Source organism: Candidatus Methanomassiliicoccus intestinalis Issoire-Mx1 (assembly GCF_000404225.1).
Classification (GTDB): domain Archaea; phylum Thermoplasmatota; class Thermoplasmata; order Methanomassiliicoccales; family Methanomassiliicoccaceae; genus Methanomassiliicoccus_A; species Methanomassiliicoccus_A intestinalis.
Genome location: NC_021353.1, coordinates 1,703,345 through 1,724,978 on the forward strand (window position 1 = coordinate 1,703,345; position 21,634 = coordinate 1,724,978).

The window sequence follows — 21,634 nt, forward strand, 5'->3', positions numbered from 1 at the left end:
GCTAACTAGAGATCAGACTATGGAAAGCGAGATTTACTTAGGCCTGCTCGCAATATTCGTCATTGGAATTGGCGCCCAATGGCTGGGAAGATTGCTGAGAATTCCTCCGCTTTTAATATTATTACCTGCAGGTCTGATTGCAGGAGGTGTTTTTGGCATAGTAAAGCCGGAACAGATCTTTGGAGATCTCTTATATCCAGGAGTTACATTTTTAGTTTCTCTACTGCTTTTTCAAAGTGCATTAAAATTACATATTGCAGATCTTCCCGCTGAAAGCCGTAAACCTGTTGTCAGACTTACAAGCATAGGACTTTTGATCACAATTTTTGGAACCGCCGTACTGCTGTATTATGTGCTGGATGTAAGCATAGATATGGCCCTGTTAGTAGGCGCAATACTGGGAGTCTCTGGTCCTACAGTTATCGGTCCATTGATCAAATCAACTGGATTAAAAAGAAAGGTTGCCAGTGTTCTTGAATGGGAAGGTGTTTTCCTAGATCCAATTGGTGCAACAATAGGAATAGTTATTCTAAATGTTATATTGTCTGTAGGTCATACCAATCCTATTTTAAATCTCGTGATCTGCGCTGGATTCGGAATAGCTGTAGGAATAATCCTTGCAATACTGCTTACAATAATCCTCTCCAGAAATATGGTTTCTGATACCTTGGAAGCTGCGGTATGCCTGATGTTTGCGGTAATTGCCTTTACGTTTTCAGAAGTCATGGTGCCAGGTTCTGGATTATTCGCATCAACAGTTCTAGGATTCATCTTAGGAAATCAAAGAGCTGTGTCTATGACCAGCATAAAAGGTTTCGGAATGACTGTTGAAGTTCTCATTATAGGAATATTATTTGTTACACTTGGAGCGCTGGTACCAATAAATGGACTTATAACATATATTGTTCCGATTGTAATCATATTAGTATTTGTTATACTAATTCTTCGTCCGCTAGCGTCCAGAATTGCGTTAAGCGGAACGAAGCTAAGCAAAAAAGAAAAGATTATGATTGCATTTATGGAACCTAGAGGTATTGTCGCAGCCGCTACAGCATCTCAATTTTCAGTATCATTGACACAGGCTGGCATAGGATGTGAATTTCTACTGCCTGTCGTATTTGGCGTAGTTCTTGGCGCAGGGATAATATACAGCATAATCGCACTGCCACTGGCAAGGCATCTGGAGATCACAGAACCGCCGCGGCACGGAGTAGGATTTATCAGCAATAAGATGTGGGCCATAGAACTCGCAGGAAAACTAAAAGATGTGGGAGTTTCAACTCTGGTTTTTGTTACAGATTTTCCAGAGCGCATAGACAGTCCTCGGAAAGATGTGAAACTAGCATCCATTCACTACAGCATGGACGATATTGATAAGGCACTGGAAGAAGCTTCGCTGTCGCAGCTGATTGTAGTTGCTCCGGAAAGCACAGCTGAGAGGCTTATCGAGTTCCATGCCTCTGCCAAATTAGGTCGCAGATATGTCATGAATTTACCACACAATAATGTTGCATACCCATCCATCCTTCACTCCCAGAAAAGAAGCAGAATCGCATTTTCTCCAAAATTATCTCAATACATTATTGAAAGTATGATTGAAAGCGGAGGAACTATCGAAATAATGGAAAAACTGACACCTGGAGATGTCGCATTAGCAATCGTGTATGCAAACGGCAATGTGGATATGTCTCCTGGAGATAAGGTATATTACGCTTCAGAATTAAATCCAATTGAGAAGAAGAGACTGATGAAAAAAGGTTTACCAGTTATAAGTTCCGGTGATGTGATTATTGGAATAAAGAAACACTATAATCATGCATCAGACATAAACTTCACAAATGATGTTCCCCAAGACTTAGTTGATAATGCATGTTGATGCATATACGTACCAATTGTCTTATTTACAATTTTACCATCAAATCCATTATTGAATCCCGTACCTCTCGAGATAGAATATGCAAATGGCCCAGATGGTGACGGATCTAGATGAGAATAATGAAATTCATGAGATCTTATTTCTTGTCCTGCGAAAAGAAAATTATCTGGAGTAGCAGTAGCTTTTACATAAGACAGTCCCTGCCTCTGCTGCGTTTGAACAGCTTTCTCAGGGAATATATTAGCCATTTTATATTCATTCATATTGACAATAGATGAACATAATGTCATCATCCCACCACATTCGCCATACACTAATTTACCGTCATCTGAAAAAGTTTTTAATCCCTCAATAAAATCTTTATTAGAAGAGATTTCTGAAGCATAGATTTCTGGATATCCCCCGCCAAGGTATATTCCATCAACATCTGGGAGTGATTCTCCTTCAGTAGGCTTAAAATATTTCAAACATGCACCAGCATAGTGGAGAGATTCTAAATTTTCATGATAATAAAATGAGTATGCTTTATCAAACGGTATTCCTATCTTAACATTCTCACAAGGTGAAGTTTCAAATGGACAGTTAATATTAAACTGCATGTCAGCAGCATTGTCTGCAATTTCTTCTATTTGTGAAAAATCAATGTTCTCAACCATATCAGAAGTCTGTTTTAAAATCTTTGAATTATCAGACTCAAAGGTTGTGACTAAACCCAAATGACGTTCTGCCAGTTTCTCATGAAGTTTTTCTACAGTTCCAACTACTGGAATAGAAGTCAGATTTTCAACTGCCTCAGTAGCTTTCTTTCTATGTCGGTCTCCGCTAACATTGTTCAAGATTACACCGGCGATTGTTACATCTGGATCCAGCATTTTGAATCCCAGAACGTGTGCTGCAGCACTTTTGGCTAAACTTCTAGCATTGACCACCAGGATAACTGGAGCACCAAGAAATTTTGCAATTTCTGCAGTGCTGCCATCATCTCCTGTAGAGGTTAATCCATCATAGAGGCCTCTGACACCTTCGATAATGCTGATATCTGCATCTTGCGAAGCCCATCCAAATAAATTTTTAATTGTGACTTGATCCATAAAAAAAGAGTCTAAATTCCTAGATTGTCTCTTACATGCCAGAGTATGAAACATGGGGTCGATGAAATCTGGACCCACTTTGTAACCCTGCACACATCGATGTTTAGACAAGCGGTTCATTATGCCAGCAGTAATTGCAGTCTTTCCAACACCGCTGCCAGTACCTGCAATAACTACTCTAGGATGATTACTGCTCAATTAATCCCTCTTAGCATGCATCGGATCTCATCGGGAGTTACGGGAACGGGAACTGCAGCTGAGTCGTTAGAAAGAATAGCATCTCTAAGCTTTCTGTAGGCTTCTGCCTGAGAGCTTTCGGGAGCACCTTCTATAACAGTCATGCCGTGATTTTCACACTCCCTTACAGAAGAATGGCGAGGAATATAACCTATCATCTTTGAATGAATCATTGATGCAAATGTAGATACGGTATCCTTCTCATTCTCAGTTTCTCTGGAGTTACAGATTATACCTCCCAACTTAACATCAAGATTTGATAGGCCTCTGGCAATATTATTAGCAGCATACAGAGAAAGATATTCACCAGACGTCACTATGTAAACTTCATCTGCAAATCCTTCTCTAATCGGAGAAGCGAATCCCCCGCAAACTACGTCACCAGGAACATCATATAGCAAGAAGTCATCATCATCTTTCAGATAATTTTTAGATAATTCCTGCATAGCAACTAATATACCTCTGCCGGCACATCCTACTCCAGCTAGTGGGCCTCCGACTTCTACACAATGGATTCCCCGGTATCCCTCGAACACAACTTCATTCAGACCTGACTTTTTTTGTTCAAGAAATGTAGGGATGCTCTTTCCACCCATAAGTGTCATACTGCCATCGGATTTGGGATCGCATCCAACATACCAGGCTTTTAAACCAAGCTCTGCAACAGCTGCACATAAGTTCGCCGAAACTGTAGATTTTCCGATTCCGCCTTTTCCATATACAGCGATCTGTTTCATACGATTCCTCCGTCTACAACTTCACGGATTGTATTTCCAAGTTCTGACGGTATAATTGATCTTGCCGACATTACTGCAGCGTGAGTGTTTATTTCTCCAATGGAATATTCGAAACCTTTGTCAATGTAGTTTCTGATCTCACGCGGCTGATCAGTTACAAGAATATCATCTGTTTTCAGGTTTGGAACAATATGCGGCAGACCAGCGATTATACGCAGATCAGCATGAGATGCATCTAATGCTTTTGAACAAGCTTCGCCAAGAACTGGATATTCATCTAAACCGCCGGTGATTGATACATTTGTTATACCGCAAGAAACAAGATCATCAGTGATGTCTTTAGCATACCGCCTAATGCGCGGGAGCCCGATATCCAAAGCAAAATTACCAATGTAATCAGAACTGCCGCCAACCTTCATTTTTGCATAATCCACTGCTTTGATCAAATCAGCAAAACCATAAGCAGTTTCTTTCTTGGCATTCACAGCTACCGCAACCTTCCCTCCGCCTCTAAGCGTATTTACAATCTTCAGAGCTGCTGAAAGTTTAGTTGCACCTGGATGAGGCTCGAGATATTCCCTGCTGGTCAGACCTTTTTCCCTTTCAACTAAAGTTGCACGCTGCAGTATTGAGATCTGCCTGTCTGCTTCTTCTTTGCTGATTATGCCGCCGAGTGAAGCCACTTCAAGCGTTCTTATCGCTCCAGATGTATTTGGGCCAGAGCAACCATGCACATCAACACATAGAACCTTAGCCTTAAGATCTGCCTTTTTAACAGCGCCGTCTAAATTCTCTCCAATGATCATGGAAGAACATGTACCAACTACACCGATTAACCCTGGAGCATAGTTGGAATCTATGTGCTTTAAGATTCTAATCAATTTTTCTTCTGCTCCAAAAATCAAATCATTTTCCTGCATTCCAGTGGTCATTACTCGGACACCGGCTTCTTCAAGCCTCCGGGATGGCATGAACCCGCATCCTGCAGGTCCATGGATTAAAATTACATCAACGTCTAGATCCCTAAGAGTATACATTGCGGCAACGATCGGATTGGGTCTCGGATGAAGAACATCATTCAGAGATACCCCTCCTTAGTGAAACACATGAGAACCTTATGCTTTCCGCGCACATCTGTAAATCCATCAATACGTCTGAATCCAGGAGTTTCAAATCCCGGCATATTCATGAGATACTGACCAGTTACACATTCATCCGAGGACAGCAAGGCATTTACATCAGTAAGATCTAATTTTTCACAGACTTTTGCATTTACTGGATCTAGAGCAACCCCTATATCAGTCTGTGAGTAATAGTTCTCAAGCATTCTAAGATTCCAAGCAATGGAACCTGCGCTTACACCGGGATTACGGTCAGTTATTCTGAACCAGCCCTTTTCCTCGAGTACCTCTCCCCTGCCTGGAACCCCATTAAAGCTTGACAATGAAGAGACAGCTTGTGCCATATCAATGCCTAATGCGTATGCACATCCTAGAGCAGTAGAAATGGCAATGGAATAGCTTGGAACAAGATATGAAGACTGCAGTTTAACCTCGTATGATCCTTCAGGTGTATCGACAGTGGCATGAACCTGCTTGCCAAGTGTCAGTTTATCCGGCAATGTCAATTTGATATCTCCGCCACCAAAAGTCACGGTTTTTACACCATCTGGAACATACGGAGACCATATGTCTGATTCATCATGTGGATATACGACTGTACCTTTGGCAGCAGAAATCATCTGCACCTTTCCGTCAAAAGCCTTCTTTGTACCTGCAGCAATCAGATAATTGTTGCCTAATGAAGTTATGGCTGAAACGCTGGACAGCCCCGTACCGCCGATACTGACTTCGAATATCCCAATATCTACATCTAAATCCAATTTTGAAGCATCTAAGACTGCAGGAGGTGCAATGCTTACTTTATCCTTTAGCACCACAGAACCTTCTGAACTGATTATCCCCCGGCCACGGCTAGTATGCAAAAGAACTTTTTTTCCACATGCGGTTAATATGTGTGCCAGAACATGGCAGGCAGATGTTTTTCCCCACACGCCGGTTATTTCTACAGTAGGAAAAGTAAATGAGGCCAGTTGACCAACGGCCTCATGAGATGTTAAGCGTTTTGAAATGTTTGCTTTTCCTATGTATTTATCCGGGCAGTGAATGGGTACAATACCAAGATCGAATGATCTCTCCGGAGCTTCATTTAGCACTTCCACTCCGCATATAGCCAGAGAATCCTTAATGTTCTGACTGGCTGTGTGATAGACATCCACTGCTGTAACGTTGTATCCTTTTTGTGCATACTCCTTGGCCAGTATCTCACCGCCATGGGTGAGATCTAGAACAAGGACGCTGATACTCATTTACATCCGTTCCTTAATTCTGTCTGCAAGGATCTGAGCTATCCTTTCATCTTCTCCGATAGGATCGCAGTATTTCAGGGTGACCTGTTTGTCGCCAACCATTATCTGTCCTTCTTTAGAACCGATCGGCAGCCCTATAGCAAGCGGTATATCTTCAGTTAGGTGCATACCAGATGCCAGGAAACATGGCTGTACAAAAATAGTATCCACGCCCTGAGAAACTAACCATTTCATTCCCTCATCAATAGTTGGTGCATTCAACTGCATGTATGCAGGTGTAACCGGGCCGAGACCCATACCCTTCATTTTTTCTGCAGTAAAATCGACTACTTTTTTGTTGTAATCTAGCTTGCTTCCGTGTCCTATTACAATTACTCCGGTTTTCATTTATTGTATCCCCTTTTTTGTCACATGCCTTTCGGCATTGGCTGAAATATGTCTCGTCTATTAAACCTTTCAGGCTGGATTGCAACCGATTAAAAAGATAGGCTGCAATTAGATTAAGAATGTGCAAACGCAGCAACTAATGAATCTAACATTGAACTGTATGTTGCATCTTTTGGAACGATATCTACCTTTATGCCTAATGATTCCAAACGCTCTTTTGTTGGATATCCTATAGCAGCTACAGTAGCAGAATTTATTTTACTTACTGCCTCATCAGATAAACTGCACACAGCTTCGATGAATGAAGATGCAGAAAGGGCTGAAGTGAAGGCAAATGCGTCTATCTCTCCAGCTAATGTCATTCTGGCCAGGTTCATAAGGTCTTCATCCTTTGTTTTCATCAGACGATAGACTGGTATGTCAGTAACATTAGCTCCTGCATCTGTGAGACCCTGCGAAAGAATTTTATCACCATGGTCTGACCTCAAAATATACACATTCTTGCCTTTTACTTTTCCAGACAGCGATTCAACTATTCCTCTGGATGAATATTCAGACGGAATTTCAGAAACATGTATGTTAAGATTAGAAAGAGCTCCAGCACTTACTGGACCTATAGCAATAATATTTGTTTCAGAAATAAGTTTTATAAAATCATCTTGCGACATGAAGTCTGAAGAAAGAGAGATCATTGCCTCTGCACCGTTTGTACTGGTTATTATCAAATAATCTACTAATGATTTGGACAGATTATCAATGAATTCAGCATATTGCTGAGATCTATTGAAGACTATTTCCACTGGTGATGCACAGACTGGATTGAATCCTGCAGACCTGGCCATTTGTTCTGATTTATCCAGACGATTTTTTGGGCGCATCACAGCAAGTGTCTTCATCTTAAATCCTCCAGAATGTCATGCAGAGCTGCTACTTTTCCAACTACAACTACTGCAGGAGCAGTGATCTTGTTGTCTTCGCAGATATCAGCGATCGTAGAGATATTGCCCAATACCGAACGCTGAGCAGGAGTTGATGCCGCATGAACTACTGCAACAGGGATCTCGGAATCCATTCCAAAACCTACAAGCTTCTGCATAGTTTCCCTTAAATTAGATACACCCATCATGATAACAAGTGTTCCTTTAGTTTTGGCTAGAGATTCCCAGTCTACTGCTTCAGCATTGCCGTCTTTTGAATGCCCAGTTACAAAAGTAACGTATGATGCATAATCCCTGTGAGTGACTGGAATGCCAGCTAATGCCGGACCTGCAATTGCAGAAGTCACTCCGGGAACTACCTGAACTTTTACACCAGCATCTATGAGTTCTTGGGCTTCCTCCCCGCCTCTGCCAAACATAAAGGGATCTCCGCCTTTGAGTCTGACAACTATTTTATTTTCTTTAGCTTTTGAAACTAATATCTGATTGATGGAATCTTGTTCGGCCTTGTGGAAGCCGCCTTTTTTTCCTACATCGATTAATTCCGCCCCGCTTTTTATCTCTTTTAACAGATCTGGACCAGCTAATTGATCATACACTACTACATCGGCATTCCTCAAAAGCTCCAATCCTTTTACAGTTATTAGTTTAGAATCTCCAGGGCCGGCACCAACAAGATAGACTACGCCTTCAGACATATCATTCACCACATATACCGCAGCGCAGTTCATCCGCTACAGATTTTATATCATTATCATCATTAATTTTCTGAGAGATTCTGACGATGCTGTTATCTGAAACAGCAACGGCTGTTACCCTTGAGCCGCCGTTTGTTGCATGAATCCCCACAGGTATGGAACATCCAGATCCAAGTTCGCAGAGAATTTTTCTCTCTACATCTACATCTTTTCTAGTAATATCATCATTCAGTCTAGAGAGTACTGGCAGATGAGGAGAGTTCTCTGCACACACTACTGCAATGGCTCCCTGTCCTGCAGCTGGAACAAACACTTCAGGATCCAGAATATGATAATTTTCCTGAAGATTAAGTCTTTCCAAACCTGCTCTTGCCAGTATTATTGCATCATAGTCTCCGCGTTTCCATTTATCTAATCTAGTATGGACATTGCCTCTCAGATCTTTGATCTCAATATCTGGACGGATATTGTGAAGTATTGCTGCTCTGCGTACACTTGACGTTCCAACCACAGCACCATCTGGAAGCTCCTCCAAAGGAAAATCCGACAGCAGAACATCTTCAACAGGACCGCGCGGCAGGACTGCAGCTAATACGGTGCCTTCTGCATCTTCAGACGGCATATCTTTCAGACTGTTGACTGCAAGATCTATTTCACCAGATACGATCATTGCATCAAGTTCTCGGACAAACGCTCCAATGCCAAACGACCGGAGCGGTTTATCTATTATTTTATCTCCAGAAGTATTGATCTTTTTTATTTCAATATACTCACCAGCAAGCAGTGATACAACGATGTTTGTTTGAGCCATAGCTAAGGAGCTGCTGCGCGTTCCGAGTATCACCTTAGCACCTCCGACATTACCTTAAAAAATGCATCGGCTGTCCTGCTGATATCAGATGATGTATGCGCTGTAGAGACAAAACTCGTCTCATACTGTGATGGAGGGACGTAAATGCCTTCATCCAACAGACCCTGGAAAAGCTTCATAAAACCAGCAGAATCACAGGTTAATGCATCTGCATAATTCTCAACCGGCTTAGAAGTCAGAAATATCTGAAACATTGACCCGATACCTTGGACTACATGAGGTATGTTTAGTTCAGAGGCTACTTTATCGAGTGAAGTTCTCATCAACTCTCCTAATGAATTTAAATCACTATAGTTTATTTTTTCTAAGCATTTTATTGCAGCAATGCCGGCACTCATAGACAACGGATTGCCTGCAAACGTTCCAGCCTGATATACAGGCCCAACTGGGGAGATGGAGGACATTATTTCTGAAGAAGCACCGAATACACCGATAGGCAGACCTCCACCTATGATTTTTCCTAAAGTTGTGATATCTGGCTTTACGTTGTAATATTCCTGAGCTCCTCCCAATGAAAGTCTAAATCCTGTAATAACCTCATCAAATATCAGAAGAGAGTCATTAGTGATTGTTACTTCCCTCAGTCCTTTCAGGTAATCCTTCTTAGGCAATATCGGACCTGTGTTTCCCATTACAGGTTCGGTAATCACTGCCGCAATTTCTCCACGATTTGATTTGAATGCCTCCTCAATTGCATTTAAATCATTGAATGGAACTAAAATAGTATTTCTTGTGGATTCTTCAGGTATTCCTGCAGAATTAGGAACGCTATGTGTTAATGCTCCTGATCCAGCTTTTACAAGCACAGAATCGTGTGCGCCGTGGAATCCTCCCTCCATTTTAATTATTTTCTTTTTGCCTGTATATCCCCTGGCCAGCCGTATAGCATGCATTGTGGCCTCAGTTCCAGTGCTAACAGGCCTCAGCATTTCGATGGAAGGAAAATGCCGGCACACTGATTCTGCAAATTCTATTTCCAGTTCGGATGGAGCACCAAATAGAGTTCCCTTTGACAATTGCTCTGCAACTGCACTAGATATGACGTCATTAGAGTGTCCCAGGATTAAAGGGCCGAACGCCATGCAATAATCAATATATTCATTATCATCAACATCAATGATTCTGCTGCCTTTCCCAGATTTAATGAAACGCGGATATGGCTTGAATGCCCTGACTGGAGAAGATACTCCTCCCGGAAGCAGAGCAGAAGATTTTTCATATAGTGATTTAGAACGTTCAGAGGTCATTTAATCCCTCAGCAACTTCTTTTGCAAAATAAGTTATAATCATATCTGCTCCTGCCCGTTTTATAGACGTCAGAGATTCTAGAACTGCTTTTTTACGATCCAGCCATCCATTTTGTGCTGCCGCAACAAGCATAGCGTATTCACCGCTCACCTGATATGCTGCGATAGGAACATCATATCTCATTCTAGCCTCCCTGATCACGTCTAAGTAAGGCATTGCAGGTTTTACCATCAAAATATCTGCTCCTTCCCTCAGATCAGCTTCCATTTCCCTGAAGGCTTCTCGGAGGTTTGCAGGATCCATCTGGTGTGTACGTCTGTCTCCAAAAGATGGAGTGCTTTCTGCAGCTTCCCTGAACGGTCCGTAAAATGCAGATGCATATTTTGCAGAGTATGCCATAATTGGTGTATTGATGTACCCGCTGGAATCTAATGCTTCACGCATTTTCTCAACCTGGTCGTCCATCATTCCAGATGGCGCTACCATATCAGCTCCAGCCTCTGCCTGGCTTACAGCAGTTTTTGCATACAGATCAATAGTTGAGTCATTATCTACAATTTCATTATCTAATACACCGCAGTGCCCATGGGTTGTATATTCACATAAGCAAAGATCTGCGATGACAGTCATATCTGAGATTTCTTTTATAGATCGGGTAGCTTTTTGAACTATGCCATTTTCACTCCATGCTCCGCTTCCATGGTCATCTTTATGAGATGGTATTCCAAAAAGCAGAATTGCATTAATTCCAAGATCCTTCACTGATGCAGACTCATCTGCAATCATATTCAGCGGATATGCTATAACTCCAGGCATTGATGCGATTTCTCTGGGTTTAGAGATATTTTCATCAACAAACATTGGATAGATTAAATCAGATAAATTATACGATGTTTCACGGACTAACGATCGGATAGTAGGATTAATCCGCAGCCTTCGAAGACGGTTTTCTGGTAGAATTTTCATCACCTCTCAAACAAAATATATCGCTGACTATGTCAAGCATTTCAAAATTTCCATTCCTAGAAGCTTCTTTTAGACTGCAGGTAATGTCTGCAAGGAACTTATTGGATAATGAGTCACAAAAGTCTTCTAGAATCTCGTCAGGATCTTTATTGCCAGATCTCAATTTGCACTTAGCTTTCTTAAGTTCTCTATTTTTTAAAGCGTCAAATTTAGTATATAACTTTCCAAGCAGATCATCGGCTTTCATTTCACGAATCTTAGAATCCAGAAGAGATAATTCTTCATCAATAATTAATTCAGCATTCTTTATCTCAGCTCTTCTCTTTAAGATGTTTTCTTCAGCGAGTTCCCTGAGACCGTCTATGTCATACAACTCCACTCCAGGAACAGTGGCTGCTTCCGGATCTACATTTCTTGGAAAACTAACATCTATGACCATCATTGTCCTTTCAGGTCTGGATTCCATTGCTTTGACAAAATGTTCTTTCTTGAGAACATTATGGGCTGCCGCAGTAGCGCATAAAACTACATCAGCATCCTTCAGATAATCCAAAAGATTGTCAAATCTAACAGCCATGCCGTTTAAAGTAAATGCCAGCTCTACTGCATGAGAATAAGTACGATTTGAAACGAAAACTGTTTTTGGATTTTTACCAATTAAATGTTTTGCGATCAATGATGCGGTTTCTCCAGCACCTACGATTAGAATAGTTTTATCTGACAAATCCCCAAATTTAATCTCTGCCAGCTCAACTGCAGCTGACCCGACTGAAACAGATCCTTTGTTAACTTTTGTTTCAGTCCTCACCTTTTTACCCGCAGATATAGCCTGTCTAAATATAACAGATAGAACGGGACCAGCCACGCCCTGTGACTCTGCCAGATCATATGCAGTCTTAACTTGTCCAAGAATCTGATCTTCACCGATAATCATCGATTCAAGACCGCATGAAACCCTGATCAAGTGTTTTACAGAATCTTTTCCAGTAAGATACTGTACCAAATCACTGCCTGTACCAAAAGGGATATAGGAGTTTACAAGAGTCTCCAGCGCTTTTCTTGAAGCTTTGGGATCGTACGTAGAAATGTAGGCTTCGATCCTATTGCAGGTTTTGAGGACCACAGCTCCGCTGACTCCGTCTAAACTGCAAACAGCATCCAGAAGAGTCTGTGTATCAGTCTTTCCAAGATTGTCTATAGTCGACATTTCAGTCTGCTTATGCGTAATGTGAGCGCTTATTACAGTTTCAATGCCAAAACTTCCAGCAGTCCAAGCAGTAGGATCCTCAAGAACTTCTCTTAAAATCTTCTCTCTTTCTTTCTGGTTGGGAATCGTCTTTTTCAGTTCATCTCTGAGCTGCCTCTGAAACTCAATCATCTTGTCATATTTTTCATCAAGATATTGATCCAGCCAGACTTTGAGATATCTAGACATGGCCGGGCTGTTTCCATATGTAGATATGGCTACAGAAAAATTATCCCGTTTAACAAGAGATGGTATTAAGAAGGATCCTGGGGAATCTGATCTGTTGTAAGGCTTCCCCGCCACCTCAGACCGTTTAGATACGAAATCATTTACACACGGGTCGGCTGCTGCGACTACAAAGTCAGATTTTTCAATCCACTCATCTGCTACTTCAAATATGTCTGCATTAACCAGCTCATATGAAGAGTTTGAGAAATCATCTACAAACTCTTTACTGACTACTGTCACATCTGCTTCTTCTCCAAAATATGAAGCTTTTCTGTATCCTACAGCTCCTCCACCAAAAACTGTAACTTTTTTGGACTTTAAGTCAAGATATAACGGTAGCATGATACACACTTGGAATAATTTACAAGGATGTATTATCCTACCTCTATATGAGTCTTAGTAATACGATACCAAAAAAGAGAGCATTAAATTATTACTATAATCACTTAGAAATTACTGCCAGATTGGGTTATCAGTCAGAGGAGATATGCGAGAACAAACATGAGAATAGTCGCCATTATAGATATAAAAACGAATTGACAAAATTGTCCATTAAGTATTGATTTTTTTGAAAATAAAGGCACTCCGTAACCTCCACAGATTAACTGGAGCAGCAAGACAGTAACTTAAAAAGAGTGATCATTTAATTCATATGAAGATGAATTTGCATCCCAGCTTGTACAGAAAACACAATTAATACTACTTGATTTTTAGTTCGAGTTGGATATTGACGCGTTCATATTCCATATTGTCTATCGGCACCTCATAAAATCCCATTTTAGAATATAGATGCATAGCCGCGGTCAGTATGCGGTTTGAAACAATCATCAACTTTTTTGCACCGTGTTCTACAGCATGATTCATACACGCTTTTAAAACCGCCGAACCTGCCCCATTTCCTTGATATTTTTCATCGGTAGCAAGTTTACAAATTTCCCACGTACAATTCTCTTTTGGAATGATCATACAGGTTGCAATGACCTTTTCTTGGTCTACAGCAAAATAAACGGCCGCGCCTTGTTCAATAAGCGACTCTACGCCGTTTAACATGTCCAGATCATTCTTTTCAATCTTAAAATATTTATTTAGCCATGCCAGGTTTAAATCAATGAAGTCATTTTTGTATTGCTTTTGGTATGATACGATCTCCATTTTACAATTCCCCTACATCTCCAGAAGCTCTTTTATCATTAACGTAGCATTGATAAATTGTTGACGTTCTGTTTCATTTAATGAGTCTAATAATTTTGATATGCGAGTACTCACCTTTTCCGACAATTCGTCACCTGTTTTTGACATTTTTGGTTAAAACAAACAACATATCCTGGTATCTTGTTTCGACCATACCTTTCTTAATAAGTCCCCCGTTTTCCAACCTTTTTATCACACGGCGCGGGTATAGTCTTTATTCAAATGCAGTTTTTGTCATAACGCTCGCGGAACAACCCCGGCAGATAAAATTTCACCTAAAACTCAGATATATATCGGTGTCCTGTTACAATCCAGATAAGTATATCACCCAAACACTCAAAGTTACGGCATATATTCTGTTAAAATCTTGATGAGTCTATCGCATCTATACACAATACCAGAATAACATAGGTAATTGCCACAAGCAAGCATTTTCAAAGACCATTCTGAGCAAAGATTGTCAAGAATCTTATTGATCTTAACTCTTTTAAATAAAGCAATGGTCCAAATCCTAAGAAATACTGAGAAAATGCAGTCAGATTGTGTTGATTTGGTGCAAGGGATGGGATTTGAACCCATGAACCGCTAAGGACGGGATCTTAAGTCCCGCGCCGTTGGCCAAGCTTGACTACCCTTGCGTTGGTCGCCTCCATAGTTTGTCGAGTATATGATATTTATCAATTACAATTTGTTGCCAAGGTCAGCTTTTCCCTTACGGTTTTTCTGTTTATGCGACCTTAAAGCATTGATTCCATCAATCACAAGGACTATTGAAAATATGATTAAGATCACAATTAAGATCAGCTGCAAACCTTCAGCAATAAAGGTTCCAGTTCCTAAAACAAACAGTTTCATTACGTTGTTGTAGAAAGTTATGCATAATGCTGAGATGGATGCTACAAGCATGAACGCCATAGGAATTATGAACATTTTATTTGATTTTCCTTCATGTACCATCCAGGCAGCTACTGCCATCAATGCCAACACGGCCAGAAGCTGATTGGCAGATCCAAATAAGGGCCATATGTTTTCATATCCGCCTGTTGCAAGAAGCGCTCCGAGCCCTACTGTTATAAGCGTAGAAAAATAAGGGTTGGTAAGCAGTTTTCTGGCTTTGGTAGGAATGCCGTCATCAGAGAAGAATTCCTGGAACATGTATCTTGCAAGCCTTGTAGCAGTATCCAAAGAAGTTAATGCAAAGGCAGATATCGCAAGAATCAAAACGATATACGCCACATCATAGTACTGCGGAATTCCCAGAGCAGCAACCATATTGGCAATACCGGCGGCAAATACCTGTGTAGGTGTTCCAGACGGCATGGATCCCTGTGCAAACAGGGTTCCCACGGCAATAAGTGCAATAATGGCAAGAACACATTCTATGAGCATTCCGCCGTATCCAATCAATTTAGCATCTTTTTCATGGTCAAGCTGTTTTGATGTTGTTCCCGACCCAACAAGACTGTGAAATCCAGAGATTGCACCGCACGCAACTGTAATAAACAACATCGGAAACAGCTGGCTTGTTCCATTGATGCCCCCGAACCCTGTGTATGCAGGAAGAGTTATCTGGGTACCAGTAAATAATATCCCGATTATTGCCGCAGCCATCATCCCATACAGCAGGAATGAATTCAGATAGTCCCTCGGCTGCAACAGTATCCAGACAGGTGCCACAGAAGCTATGAAAACATAAACAAATATGATAATAGTCCAAGCTGTACTGCCCAGATATAATGGATAATACAGACCAACGGCAATGCATGCTATGATAGCAATAATACCAAAGATTGTGGTTATCAGGAGATTCGTTTTGTATCGATAGAGAAATATTCCAAATATGATCGATACAAATATGAACAGCATTGAAGCCATTGCAGTGGACCCATTGGCTGCCACGGTGGTCGTAATGCCGCTTGTAGTTGTGAATCCATCAAATGTATCGATGACAATTGAAGCAAAGGCAGCCACTACAAGAAGAAGAGTCAGATATGCAAAAATGAAAAATAATTTTTTAGCTCTGGGGCCGATGTGTTCAGAAATTACATATCCGATAGACCGACCTTTGTGACGAATAGAAGCCAAGATGGATGAAAAATCTTGAACAGCTCCGAAGAATATTCCACCGATTACTATCCACAAAAATACCGGCAGCCATCCAAATATTGCTGCCTGGATTGGACCATTTATGGGCCCTGCACCGGCAATCGATGCAAAGTGATGTCCCAGTAAAACAGGGGCTTTGGATGGCACATAATCAACACCATCCTGCTGAGTATGAGCCGGAGTCTCATGATCATTGTTGACTCCCCATTTTTTAGCCAACCATCCACCATAGAATATATATCCAAAAAATAAAACGACAATGCCAATGATTAGGATATATGCAGAGTTCACGTCAGCTTACCTCTTTTAGGCATGAAGATAGGAAATCGGTTAATTCCTTCCCGGCTTTATTGGCGATTACTGCAGGAGTATTAATATCTAGCACCAACAATCGCAGAATAGCCCATCCATGAAAAGTTAAAAGAAAGTTCTTAGAAAACTTACAGGACTTGATTTTAGATATTACGGGTGGATCGATGGCATCTGCCAGAATGATTGCTGTGATGTAAGAGCACATATGTTCATTGTGAGGGTGAATCTGCATCAAGCCTTCACTTATTGATTTTTCTTTACATATTGTAAACTCATCAAGATCCAAAAAAGATGTGGAGTAGACATAAACATAGTCATTTGTTTCTACACCCCACATCTTAACTGATTTTATCAAAACAAATTTTTCAGTCCTGGAATGAAAACATGCTTTTGCAACTAGAGATTCTTGATCGACGACTCTTTCGATGTCAAAGTAGCTTTTATAAGAGTTTAAAACAGCTTCTAAAACAGAATCTCTGGAAAGCGACATGGGGTTCCCTCATGATTTGTAACCCTCTAAAAGTAAAAAGAAAGTTATGTCCCATAGGGGACATGTTTATTCAACAAAAGCCTGATCGTATGCGCCATCAAGAATATCTTTACGGATAGCTCTCGGCTCTTTTCCATCGATTGTGACTCCCATTGAATCACAGGTTCCGATGACTTCCAGAGAACGCATTTTAACATCTTTTCCCATAAGAGAATCGCCTTTCATCTGAGCGATCTTTACGACCTGCTCGATTTTGAGATCCCCGACTTTATCAGCTTTTGTAGATCCAGAGCCTTTCTCAATGCCCAGTTCTTTTGTAACCAAAGAAGATGTTGGGGGTGTTCCTACTTTTATTTCAAAGTTCTTGTCCTTGTCAATTATAATTTTAACAGGGACTTTCATTCCATCGAATGCCTTTGTCTTTTCATTTATTGCTCCAACGATCTGAGGAATATTAACACCGAGAGGTCCAAGTGCTGGACCGAGTGGCTGACCGGGAGTGGCTTTTCCGCCTTCAACTAATACCTCAACTGTATCTGCCATATTATCACCTTTCTTTTTCAAGAACTCTTACATGGTCCCCTCGCACAGTAACTGGGATAGGAACCATTGCTTCGAACAATTCGACTGTAATCTCTTCTTTAGCTTCATCAATCTGCTGAACCCTGGCCTTTTCACCCTTGAACGGGCCGGCGACCAACTCAACAACATCGCCTTCGACTATGCCAGAAACGAGAGGCTTTGGTGCGAGATAATGATCTATTTCATCAAAGTTCATTTCTCCTTCAACAAAGCTGTGAGCTTTCCTAACACCCCTGACGATTTCTCTCATCTTATCAGTATTCATACCTTCGATGAGAACGTATCCCCTGAGATTAGTAGGAGCGAGTATTGCAGAGATATCAGATTTACCGGCTTTAGCACGGCTTGCGATACCGTCCGCAACATCTTTTTCATGACCGATTGAAGTTTTAAGTGCCATTATTGACTGTCTAGCCTCTGCCGTGTACTGAACAGAAGCATATTCACTTGGTATATCCACAAGGCTTGCGTTTATTTTTATATAAAGCCTGTCGTGTAAAGATGCTCCGATTGGAGCGTAAATATCCATCTTAATGATTTTCGCACTGGAACCTTCGATAGAGACGTCAAAGTCTGATGAAGAATGTGAACTTTGATTATCGTAGAGCGAGGCTCCTGTTGAATCGAATAATCTTACATTCCATTCTGCAGCGTCATCAGGTATGAGTTCTAAAGCAATGCTTAATCTAACTTTCTTCTTAGAAGAATCTGAACCCTTAATCTGGAAAGATGTGTTTATTGAACCAGAAGCTGGTACTTTAAACTCAGTTTCATCAAAAATGAGAGATAGCATACCGCTACTACTCTCAGAAGCGGCACCTTGAGGATCTTGATACATCATTTTACCCCGAAATTTAGAAGTATCCTGGCAGGTAATTCATAAGCCAGTAAATTACGAATCCAACTCCACCAATAAGAGCTATTCCTAATGCAGTGATCTTAACAATGCCCAAATATTCTTCATACGATGGTTTGCGAGCCATCTTCAGTACTCTACCATACTTTCCTTTACCGATACTTTTAGCTCGCTCTTCGACGTTTTTTTGAACTTCCCAAGATTTATCAACTACATTCATTTCGGCACGCTCTCGTTTTTCATTAAACCGTCTTAGTAAGGGTTACAGACGTCTCCACTTTTTGTATCTTACTACAACAAGCAGAGAAATGAGTATATAGCATCCAATGAAGGATACTCGACTGTGTCAATCCCTACGGCTATTTTATTCTTTCCTCTTGAACATACGATATCAGTCGATGAAATCTACATCTTCCGCAGTTGTTTTAACTCTGTTTCTGTCAGGACCCAGGATGTTATTTGATTTTACACCAGTTATTACTACCATAACCCTGACTGCATCGCCCAATTCAGGATCGACTGCTGCACCCCATATGATGCGGGCATTGGGAGAAACACGTGATTGGATTACAGAAGCCACCCTCTCTGCTTCGGAGATAGACATGTTATTTCCACCGGTGATGTTTACAAGAACTCCGGTAGCCTCTGAGATGTCTACATCGATTAAAGGAGAGTTTATAGCAGCATCGATTGCTTCCTCAACACGGTTTTTATTGCTGTCACTTTCTCCCAGGCCAATCATTGCGACTCCTGCACCTTTCATGATTGTTTTAACATCATTAAAGTCCAGATTTACAAGTCCAGGCTTGGTAATCAGTTCTGTAATTCCTTTAATTGCTCTGACAAGTACTTCATCAGCCACTTTAAATGCTTCATTGATAGCTAGCCTCGGGCAGATCTCCAGAAGCTTATCGTTTGGAATGACTATTACAGTATCTGCAGATTCCCTTAAGCGCTCCAAACCCCATTCAGCATTTTCTGACCTTATATTCCCTTCAGCTTTGAATGGATAAGTTACTACAGCTACAGTCAAAGCTCCCATGTCTTTGGCAAGTTTTGCAACATATGGTGCTGATCCTGTTCCGGTTCCGCCGCCCATACCTGCAGTTACAAACACGATATCAGAGCGATCCAGAGCTCCACGGAGTTCTAGCTCTGCTTCTCTGGCTGCATCTTCTCCAACTCTAGGCAACGCACCTGCACCCAGACCTCTTGTTATTCTTCTCCCTAATAACAGCTTATTCGGAGAATGAACTGCAAGAAGATGCTGAGCGTCTGTATTTGCTGCGTAGACTTCAGCTCCAGTAACACCTACTTCAGAAAGGCGGTCGATAGTGTTTGTTCCGCCACCGCCACAACCTATAATTTTGATGTTTGTTCTTAGAGATTCTAGTACTTCCAATAAAAGCTGATCCTCTGCTGAGAATTGTCTGCCCCCAGATTCACTTTCTGGGATTTGTGAGGGGTCCGTGGCCTGCATGCTGGCACGGGAAATTGCATCGTTTATGAATGATTTCATTGTGATACCTCTACGACGGTTTGGCTGCAATCCGTCATGGTCTGACAGGATTGTGAGATGAATTTTTAGCCTCGTGGTGTTGAGGCTTAAATCCCCTCATATCGTATCAGGTTTTTAAGTCATCTGTAATGACGTATTTATCTATGATGCCATGAGTGCATTACGCGAGAGCCTCATCTGACGGTTGGTATTCCGTCAAGATATTCTTCATCAACCGGTTTTTTGTCAAAAATCTGCTCAGATTTGACACCCGTTATGATCAGCATAACACGCATTTTATTTGAGAGTGCTGGATCGACTGCTGCACCCCATATGATACGGGCATTGGGAGAAACACGTGACTGAATCGTGGATGCGACTTTTTCAGCCTCCATAAGAGTCATGTTTGTTCCACCAACCACATTGATCAGCACACCTGTAGCATCAGAGATATCAACTTCAAGTAAAGGCGAATTTAATGCATCTTCAATAGCTTCTGTAGCACGATCATCTGAGTCTTCTTCCGACTCTCCAAGTCCAATTAGAGCTACGCCAGCACCTTTCATGATTGTTTTAATATCATTAAAGTCCAGATTTACAAGTCCAGGCTTGGTAATTATTTCAGTAATTCCTTTTATGGCTCTCATCAAAAGTTCATCAGCAACTTTGAATGCCACATTTATCGAAACATTCGGACAAACTTTCAGAAGTTTATCATTTGGAATAACGATTACTGTATCGGCTGACTCTCTTAATCTGTCTAATCCCCAAATTGCGTTTTCCATCCTCATGCGGCCTTCGCCTTCAAAAGGCATAGTGGTGACAGCGATTGTAAGCGCACCCATGCTCTTAGCAAGTTTTGCAACATATGGTGCCGATCCGGTTCCGGTTCCGCCGCCCATACCTGCAGTTACAAACACAATGTGGGCATCCATTAGACTTCTTCTCAATTCATCATCAGCTTCGGCTGCAGCTTCTTCCCCTACTCTTGGCAAGGCACCTGCACCCAGACCTCTTGTGCACCTTCTCCCTAAAAGAATTTTATGAGGCGCGTTTACAGCTAAAAGATGCTGGGCATCAGTATTTGCTGCATACAATTCAGCACCGGTTATGCCTTCTTCAACAATACGACCAATTGTATTTGTACCGCCTCCGCCGCATCCTACAATCTTGATGTTTGTTTTAAGCTGGTCTAAGAATCTTGAAAGTTCGTCATCGATAGCAGAAAGCTGTTGCGGTTGAGCGTAGTTCTGATCTTGTACAGCATATGCCGGAGGGGCTTGCTGTTGATTAGGTGATGTCCCTCTAGAAAGTGCCTCATCAATTAGTGATCTCATGTGCATCCCTTTGTACTGCAACGCAACATCTATATTAAATAATTACCACTGGTCTGCTAATTGTCTGCCACAATTATCTAAAAATATAATTCATATATTTTAAACTCTGGCATCTGTAAAAAAGCAATCGGAATAATAATTATAACTATAACTTACATAAGATAAATACGTAGTTTAAGAGATTGGTTCAAAATATTGTCAGACAATTGTCATACAATAGTCACGATCTGCTTGAGTTATCTCATTAATCTGTTATTTTTAGCTGAGAGTTGACATTACTAATTTTGATCATCTCTTGTGCCGGACATAAAGATTAATTAATGTATATCGTAGATATTTACAGGTATACGAATACAAAAGTATATCAGTGA

20 protein-coding genes and 1 tRNA gene are annotated in these 21,634 nt (G+C 41.2%); 1 reads left to right on the forward strand and 20 read right to left on the reverse strand.

Annotated elements, in window-relative coordinates:
- Window positions 1–19 precede the first annotated feature (19 nt).
- Complete coding sequence (locus H729_RS08175) at window positions 20–1,876, forward strand: cation:proton antiporter (RefSeq protein ID WP_020449537.1); 1,857 nt, start codon at window positions 20–22, stop codon at window positions 1,874–1,876.
- Here the strand turns inward: H729_RS08175 and H729_RS08180 are convergent.
- The 20 genes from H729_RS08180 to ftsZ (H729_RS08275) form a co-directional block, all read right to left on the reverse strand.
- Entirely contained in the window at window positions 1,813–3,165 is a 1,353-nt protein-coding gene (locus H729_RS08180) for a cobyrinate a,c-diamide synthase (RefSeq protein ID WP_020449538.1), read from the reverse strand. The genes H729_RS08175 and H729_RS08180 overlap by 64 nt on opposite strands.
- A complete protein-coding gene (locus H729_RS08185) occupies window positions 3,162–3,941 on the reverse strand; it encodes a nucleotide-binding protein (protein ID WP_020449539.1) in 780 nt (259 codons plus the stop codon). Before H729_RS08185 ends, H729_RS08180 begins: the two co-directional genes overlap by 4 nt.
- Window positions 3,938–5,023, reverse strand: a complete 1,086-nt coding sequence (gene cfbD / locus H729_RS08190; RefSeq protein WP_256365368.1) for a Ni-sirohydrochlorin a,c-diamide reductive cyclase catalytic subunit — start codon at window positions 5,021–5,023, stop codon at window positions 3,938–3,940. The genes H729_RS08185 and cfbD overlap by 4 nt, the downstream gene beginning before the upstream one ends.
- Window positions 5,020–6,309: a coenzyme F430 synthase gene (gene cfbE / locus H729_RS08195; RefSeq protein ID WP_020449541.1), complete on the reverse strand. Its 1,290-nt coding sequence runs from the start codon at window positions 6,307–6,309 to the stop codon at window positions 5,020–5,022. The genes cfbD and cfbE overlap by 4 nt, the downstream gene beginning before the upstream one ends.
- Entirely contained in the window at window positions 6,310–6,696 is a 387-nt protein-coding gene (cfbA, locus tag H729_RS08200; RefSeq protein WP_020449542.1) for a sirohydrochlorin nickelochelatase, read from the reverse strand.
- Between the two features lie 113 nt (window positions 6,697–6,809).
- Window positions 6,810–7,592 carry a uroporphyrinogen-III synthase gene (locus H729_RS08205; RefSeq protein WP_020449543.1) on the reverse strand — a complete coding sequence of 261 codons (783 nt, stop codon included), beginning with the start codon at window positions 7,590–7,592 and terminating at the stop codon, window positions 6,810–6,812.
- Entirely contained in the window at window positions 7,589–8,365 is a 777-nt protein-coding gene (gene cobA / locus H729_RS08210; RefSeq protein WP_236608631.1) for a uroporphyrinogen-III C-methyltransferase, read from the reverse strand. The genes H729_RS08205 and cobA overlap by 4 nt, the downstream gene beginning before the upstream one ends.
- On the reverse strand, window positions 8,334–9,176 hold the full coding sequence (hemC, locus tag H729_RS08215) for a hydroxymethylbilane synthase (protein ID WP_020449545.1): 843 nt from the start codon (window positions 9,174–9,176) through the stop codon (window positions 8,334–8,336). The genes cobA and hemC overlap by 32 nt, the downstream gene beginning before the upstream one ends.
- Entirely contained in the window at window positions 9,173–10,450 is a 1,278-nt protein-coding gene (gene hemL / locus H729_RS08220) for a glutamate-1-semialdehyde 2,1-aminomutase (RefSeq protein ID WP_020449546.1), read from the reverse strand. Before hemL ends, hemC begins: the two co-directional genes overlap by 4 nt.
- Complete coding sequence (gene hemB, locus H729_RS08225) at window positions 10,440–11,417, reverse strand: porphobilinogen synthase (RefSeq protein WP_020449547.1); 978 nt, start codon at window positions 11,415–11,417, stop codon at window positions 10,440–10,442. The genes hemL and hemB overlap by 11 nt, the downstream gene beginning before the upstream one ends.
- Entirely contained in the window at window positions 11,374–13,233 is a 1,860-nt protein-coding gene (hemA, locus tag H729_RS08230; RefSeq protein ID WP_020449548.1) for a glutamyl-tRNA reductase, read from the reverse strand. The genes hemB and hemA overlap by 44 nt, the downstream gene beginning before the upstream one ends.
- Window positions 13,234–13,590: 357 nt before the next feature.
- Window positions 13,591–14,043, reverse strand: coding sequence for a GNAT family N-acetyltransferase (locus H729_RS08235; protein ID WP_020449549.1), 453 nt, complete (start codon window positions 14,041–14,043; stop codon window positions 13,591–13,593).
- Between the two features lie 590 nt (window positions 14,044–14,633).
- Window positions 14,634–14,720, reverse strand: a tRNA-Leu gene (locus tag H729_RS08240).
- A gap of 43 nt (window positions 14,721–14,763) precedes the next feature.
- Complete coding sequence (locus H729_RS08245) at window positions 14,764–16,479, reverse strand: carbon starvation CstA family protein (RefSeq protein ID WP_020449550.1); 1,716 nt, start codon at window positions 16,477–16,479, stop codon at window positions 14,764–14,766.
- A gap of 1 nt (window position 16,480) precedes the next feature.
- A complete protein-coding gene (locus H729_RS08250; RefSeq protein WP_020449551.1) occupies window positions 16,481–16,990 on the reverse strand; it encodes a hypothetical protein in 510 nt (169 codons plus the stop codon).
- Window positions 16,991–17,056: 66 nt separating this feature from the next.
- The gene (locus tag H729_RS08255) at window positions 17,057–17,533 is read right to left on the reverse strand and encodes a 50S ribosomal protein L11 (protein WP_048134087.1); all 477 of its coding nucleotides are present in this window, start codon (window positions 17,531–17,533) and stop codon (window positions 17,057–17,059) included.
- A 4-nt stretch (window positions 17,534–17,537) separates the two neighbouring features.
- Window positions 17,538–18,413 carry a transcription elongation factor Spt5 gene (locus H729_RS10125; protein WP_020449553.1) on the reverse strand — a complete coding sequence of 292 codons (876 nt, stop codon included), beginning with the start codon at window positions 18,411–18,413 and terminating at the stop codon, window positions 17,538–17,540.
- Between the two features lie 13 nt (window positions 18,414–18,426).
- Window positions 18,427–18,648 (reverse strand): protein translocase SEC61 complex subunit gamma, encoded by a 222-nt coding sequence (locus tag H729_RS10235; protein WP_020449554.1) that lies wholly within the window; start codon window positions 18,646–18,648, stop codon window positions 18,427–18,429.
- A gap of 171 nt (window positions 18,649–18,819) precedes the next feature.
- Window positions 18,820–19,947, reverse strand: a complete 1,128-nt coding sequence (gene ftsZ / locus H729_RS08270; RefSeq protein ID WP_020449555.1) for a cell division protein FtsZ — start codon at window positions 19,945–19,947, stop codon at window positions 18,820–18,822.
- A 173-nt stretch (window positions 19,948–20,120) separates the two neighbouring features.
- The gene (gene ftsZ, locus H729_RS08275) at window positions 20,121–21,263 is read right to left on the reverse strand and encodes a cell division protein FtsZ (protein WP_048134605.1); all 1,143 of its coding nucleotides are present in this window, start codon (window positions 21,261–21,263) and stop codon (window positions 20,121–20,123) included.
- Window positions 21,264–21,634: the final 371 nt, after the last annotated feature.

Bases quoted from the DNA above. Each gene is read 5' to 3' on its own strand.
- H729_RS08175 (WP_020449537.1), top strand. From the start codon at position 20: ATGGAAAGCGAGATTTACTTAGGCCTGCTCGCAATATTCGTCATTGGA.
- H729_RS08185 (WP_020449539.1), bottom strand. From the start codon at position 3,941: ATGAAACAGATCGCTGTATATGGAAAAGGCGGAATCGGAAAATCTACA.
- cfbE (WP_020449541.1), bottom strand. From the start codon at position 6,309: ATGAGTATCAGCGTCCTTGTTCTAGATCTCACCCATGGCGGTGAGATA.
- cfbA (WP_020449542.1), bottom strand. From the start codon at position 6,696: ATGAAAACCGGAGTAATTGTAATAGGACACGGAAGCAAGCTAGATTAC.
- H729_RS08205 (WP_020449543.1), bottom strand. From the start codon at position 7,592: ATGAAGACACTTGCTGTGATGCGCCCAAAAAATCGTCTGGATAAATCA.
- cobA (WP_236608631.1), bottom strand. From the start codon at position 8,365: ATGAACTGCGCTGCGGTATATGTGGTGAATGATATGTCTGAAGGCGTA.
- hemL (WP_020449546.1), bottom strand. From the start codon at position 10,450: ATGACCTCTGAACGTTCTAAATCACTATATGAAAAATCTTCTGCTCTG.
- hemB (WP_020449547.1), bottom strand. From the start codon at position 11,417: ATGAAAATTCTACCAGAAAACCGTCTTCGAAGGCTGCGGATTAATCCT.
- hemA (WP_020449548.1), bottom strand. From the start codon at position 13,233: ATGCTACCGTTATATCTTGACTTAAAGTCCAAAAAAGTTACAGTTTTT.
- H729_RS08235 (WP_020449549.1), bottom strand. From the start codon at position 14,043: ATGGAGATCGTATCATACCAAAAGCAATACAAAAATGACTTCATTGAT.
- H729_RS08250 (WP_020449551.1), bottom strand. From the start codon at position 16,990: ATGTCGCTTTCCAGAGATTCTGTTTTAGAAGCTGTTTTAAACTCTTAT.
- H729_RS08255 (WP_048134087.1), bottom strand. From the start codon at position 17,533: ATGGCAGATACAGTTGAGGTATTAGTTGAAGGCGGAAAAGCCACTCCC.
- H729_RS10125 (WP_020449553.1), bottom strand. From the start codon at position 18,413: ATGATGTATCAAGATCCTCAAGGTGCCGCTTCTGAGAGTAGTAGCGGT.
- H729_RS10235 (WP_020449554.1), bottom strand. From the start codon at position 18,648: ATGAATGTAGTTGATAAATCTTGGGAAGTTCAAAAAAACGTCGAAGAG.
- ftsZ (WP_020449555.1), bottom strand. From the start codon at position 19,947: ATGAAATCATTCATAAACGATGCAATTTCCCGTGCCAGCATGCAGGCC.
- ftsZ (WP_048134605.1), bottom strand. From the start codon at position 21,263: ATGAGATCACTAATTGATGAGGCACTTTCTAGAGGGACATCACCTAAT.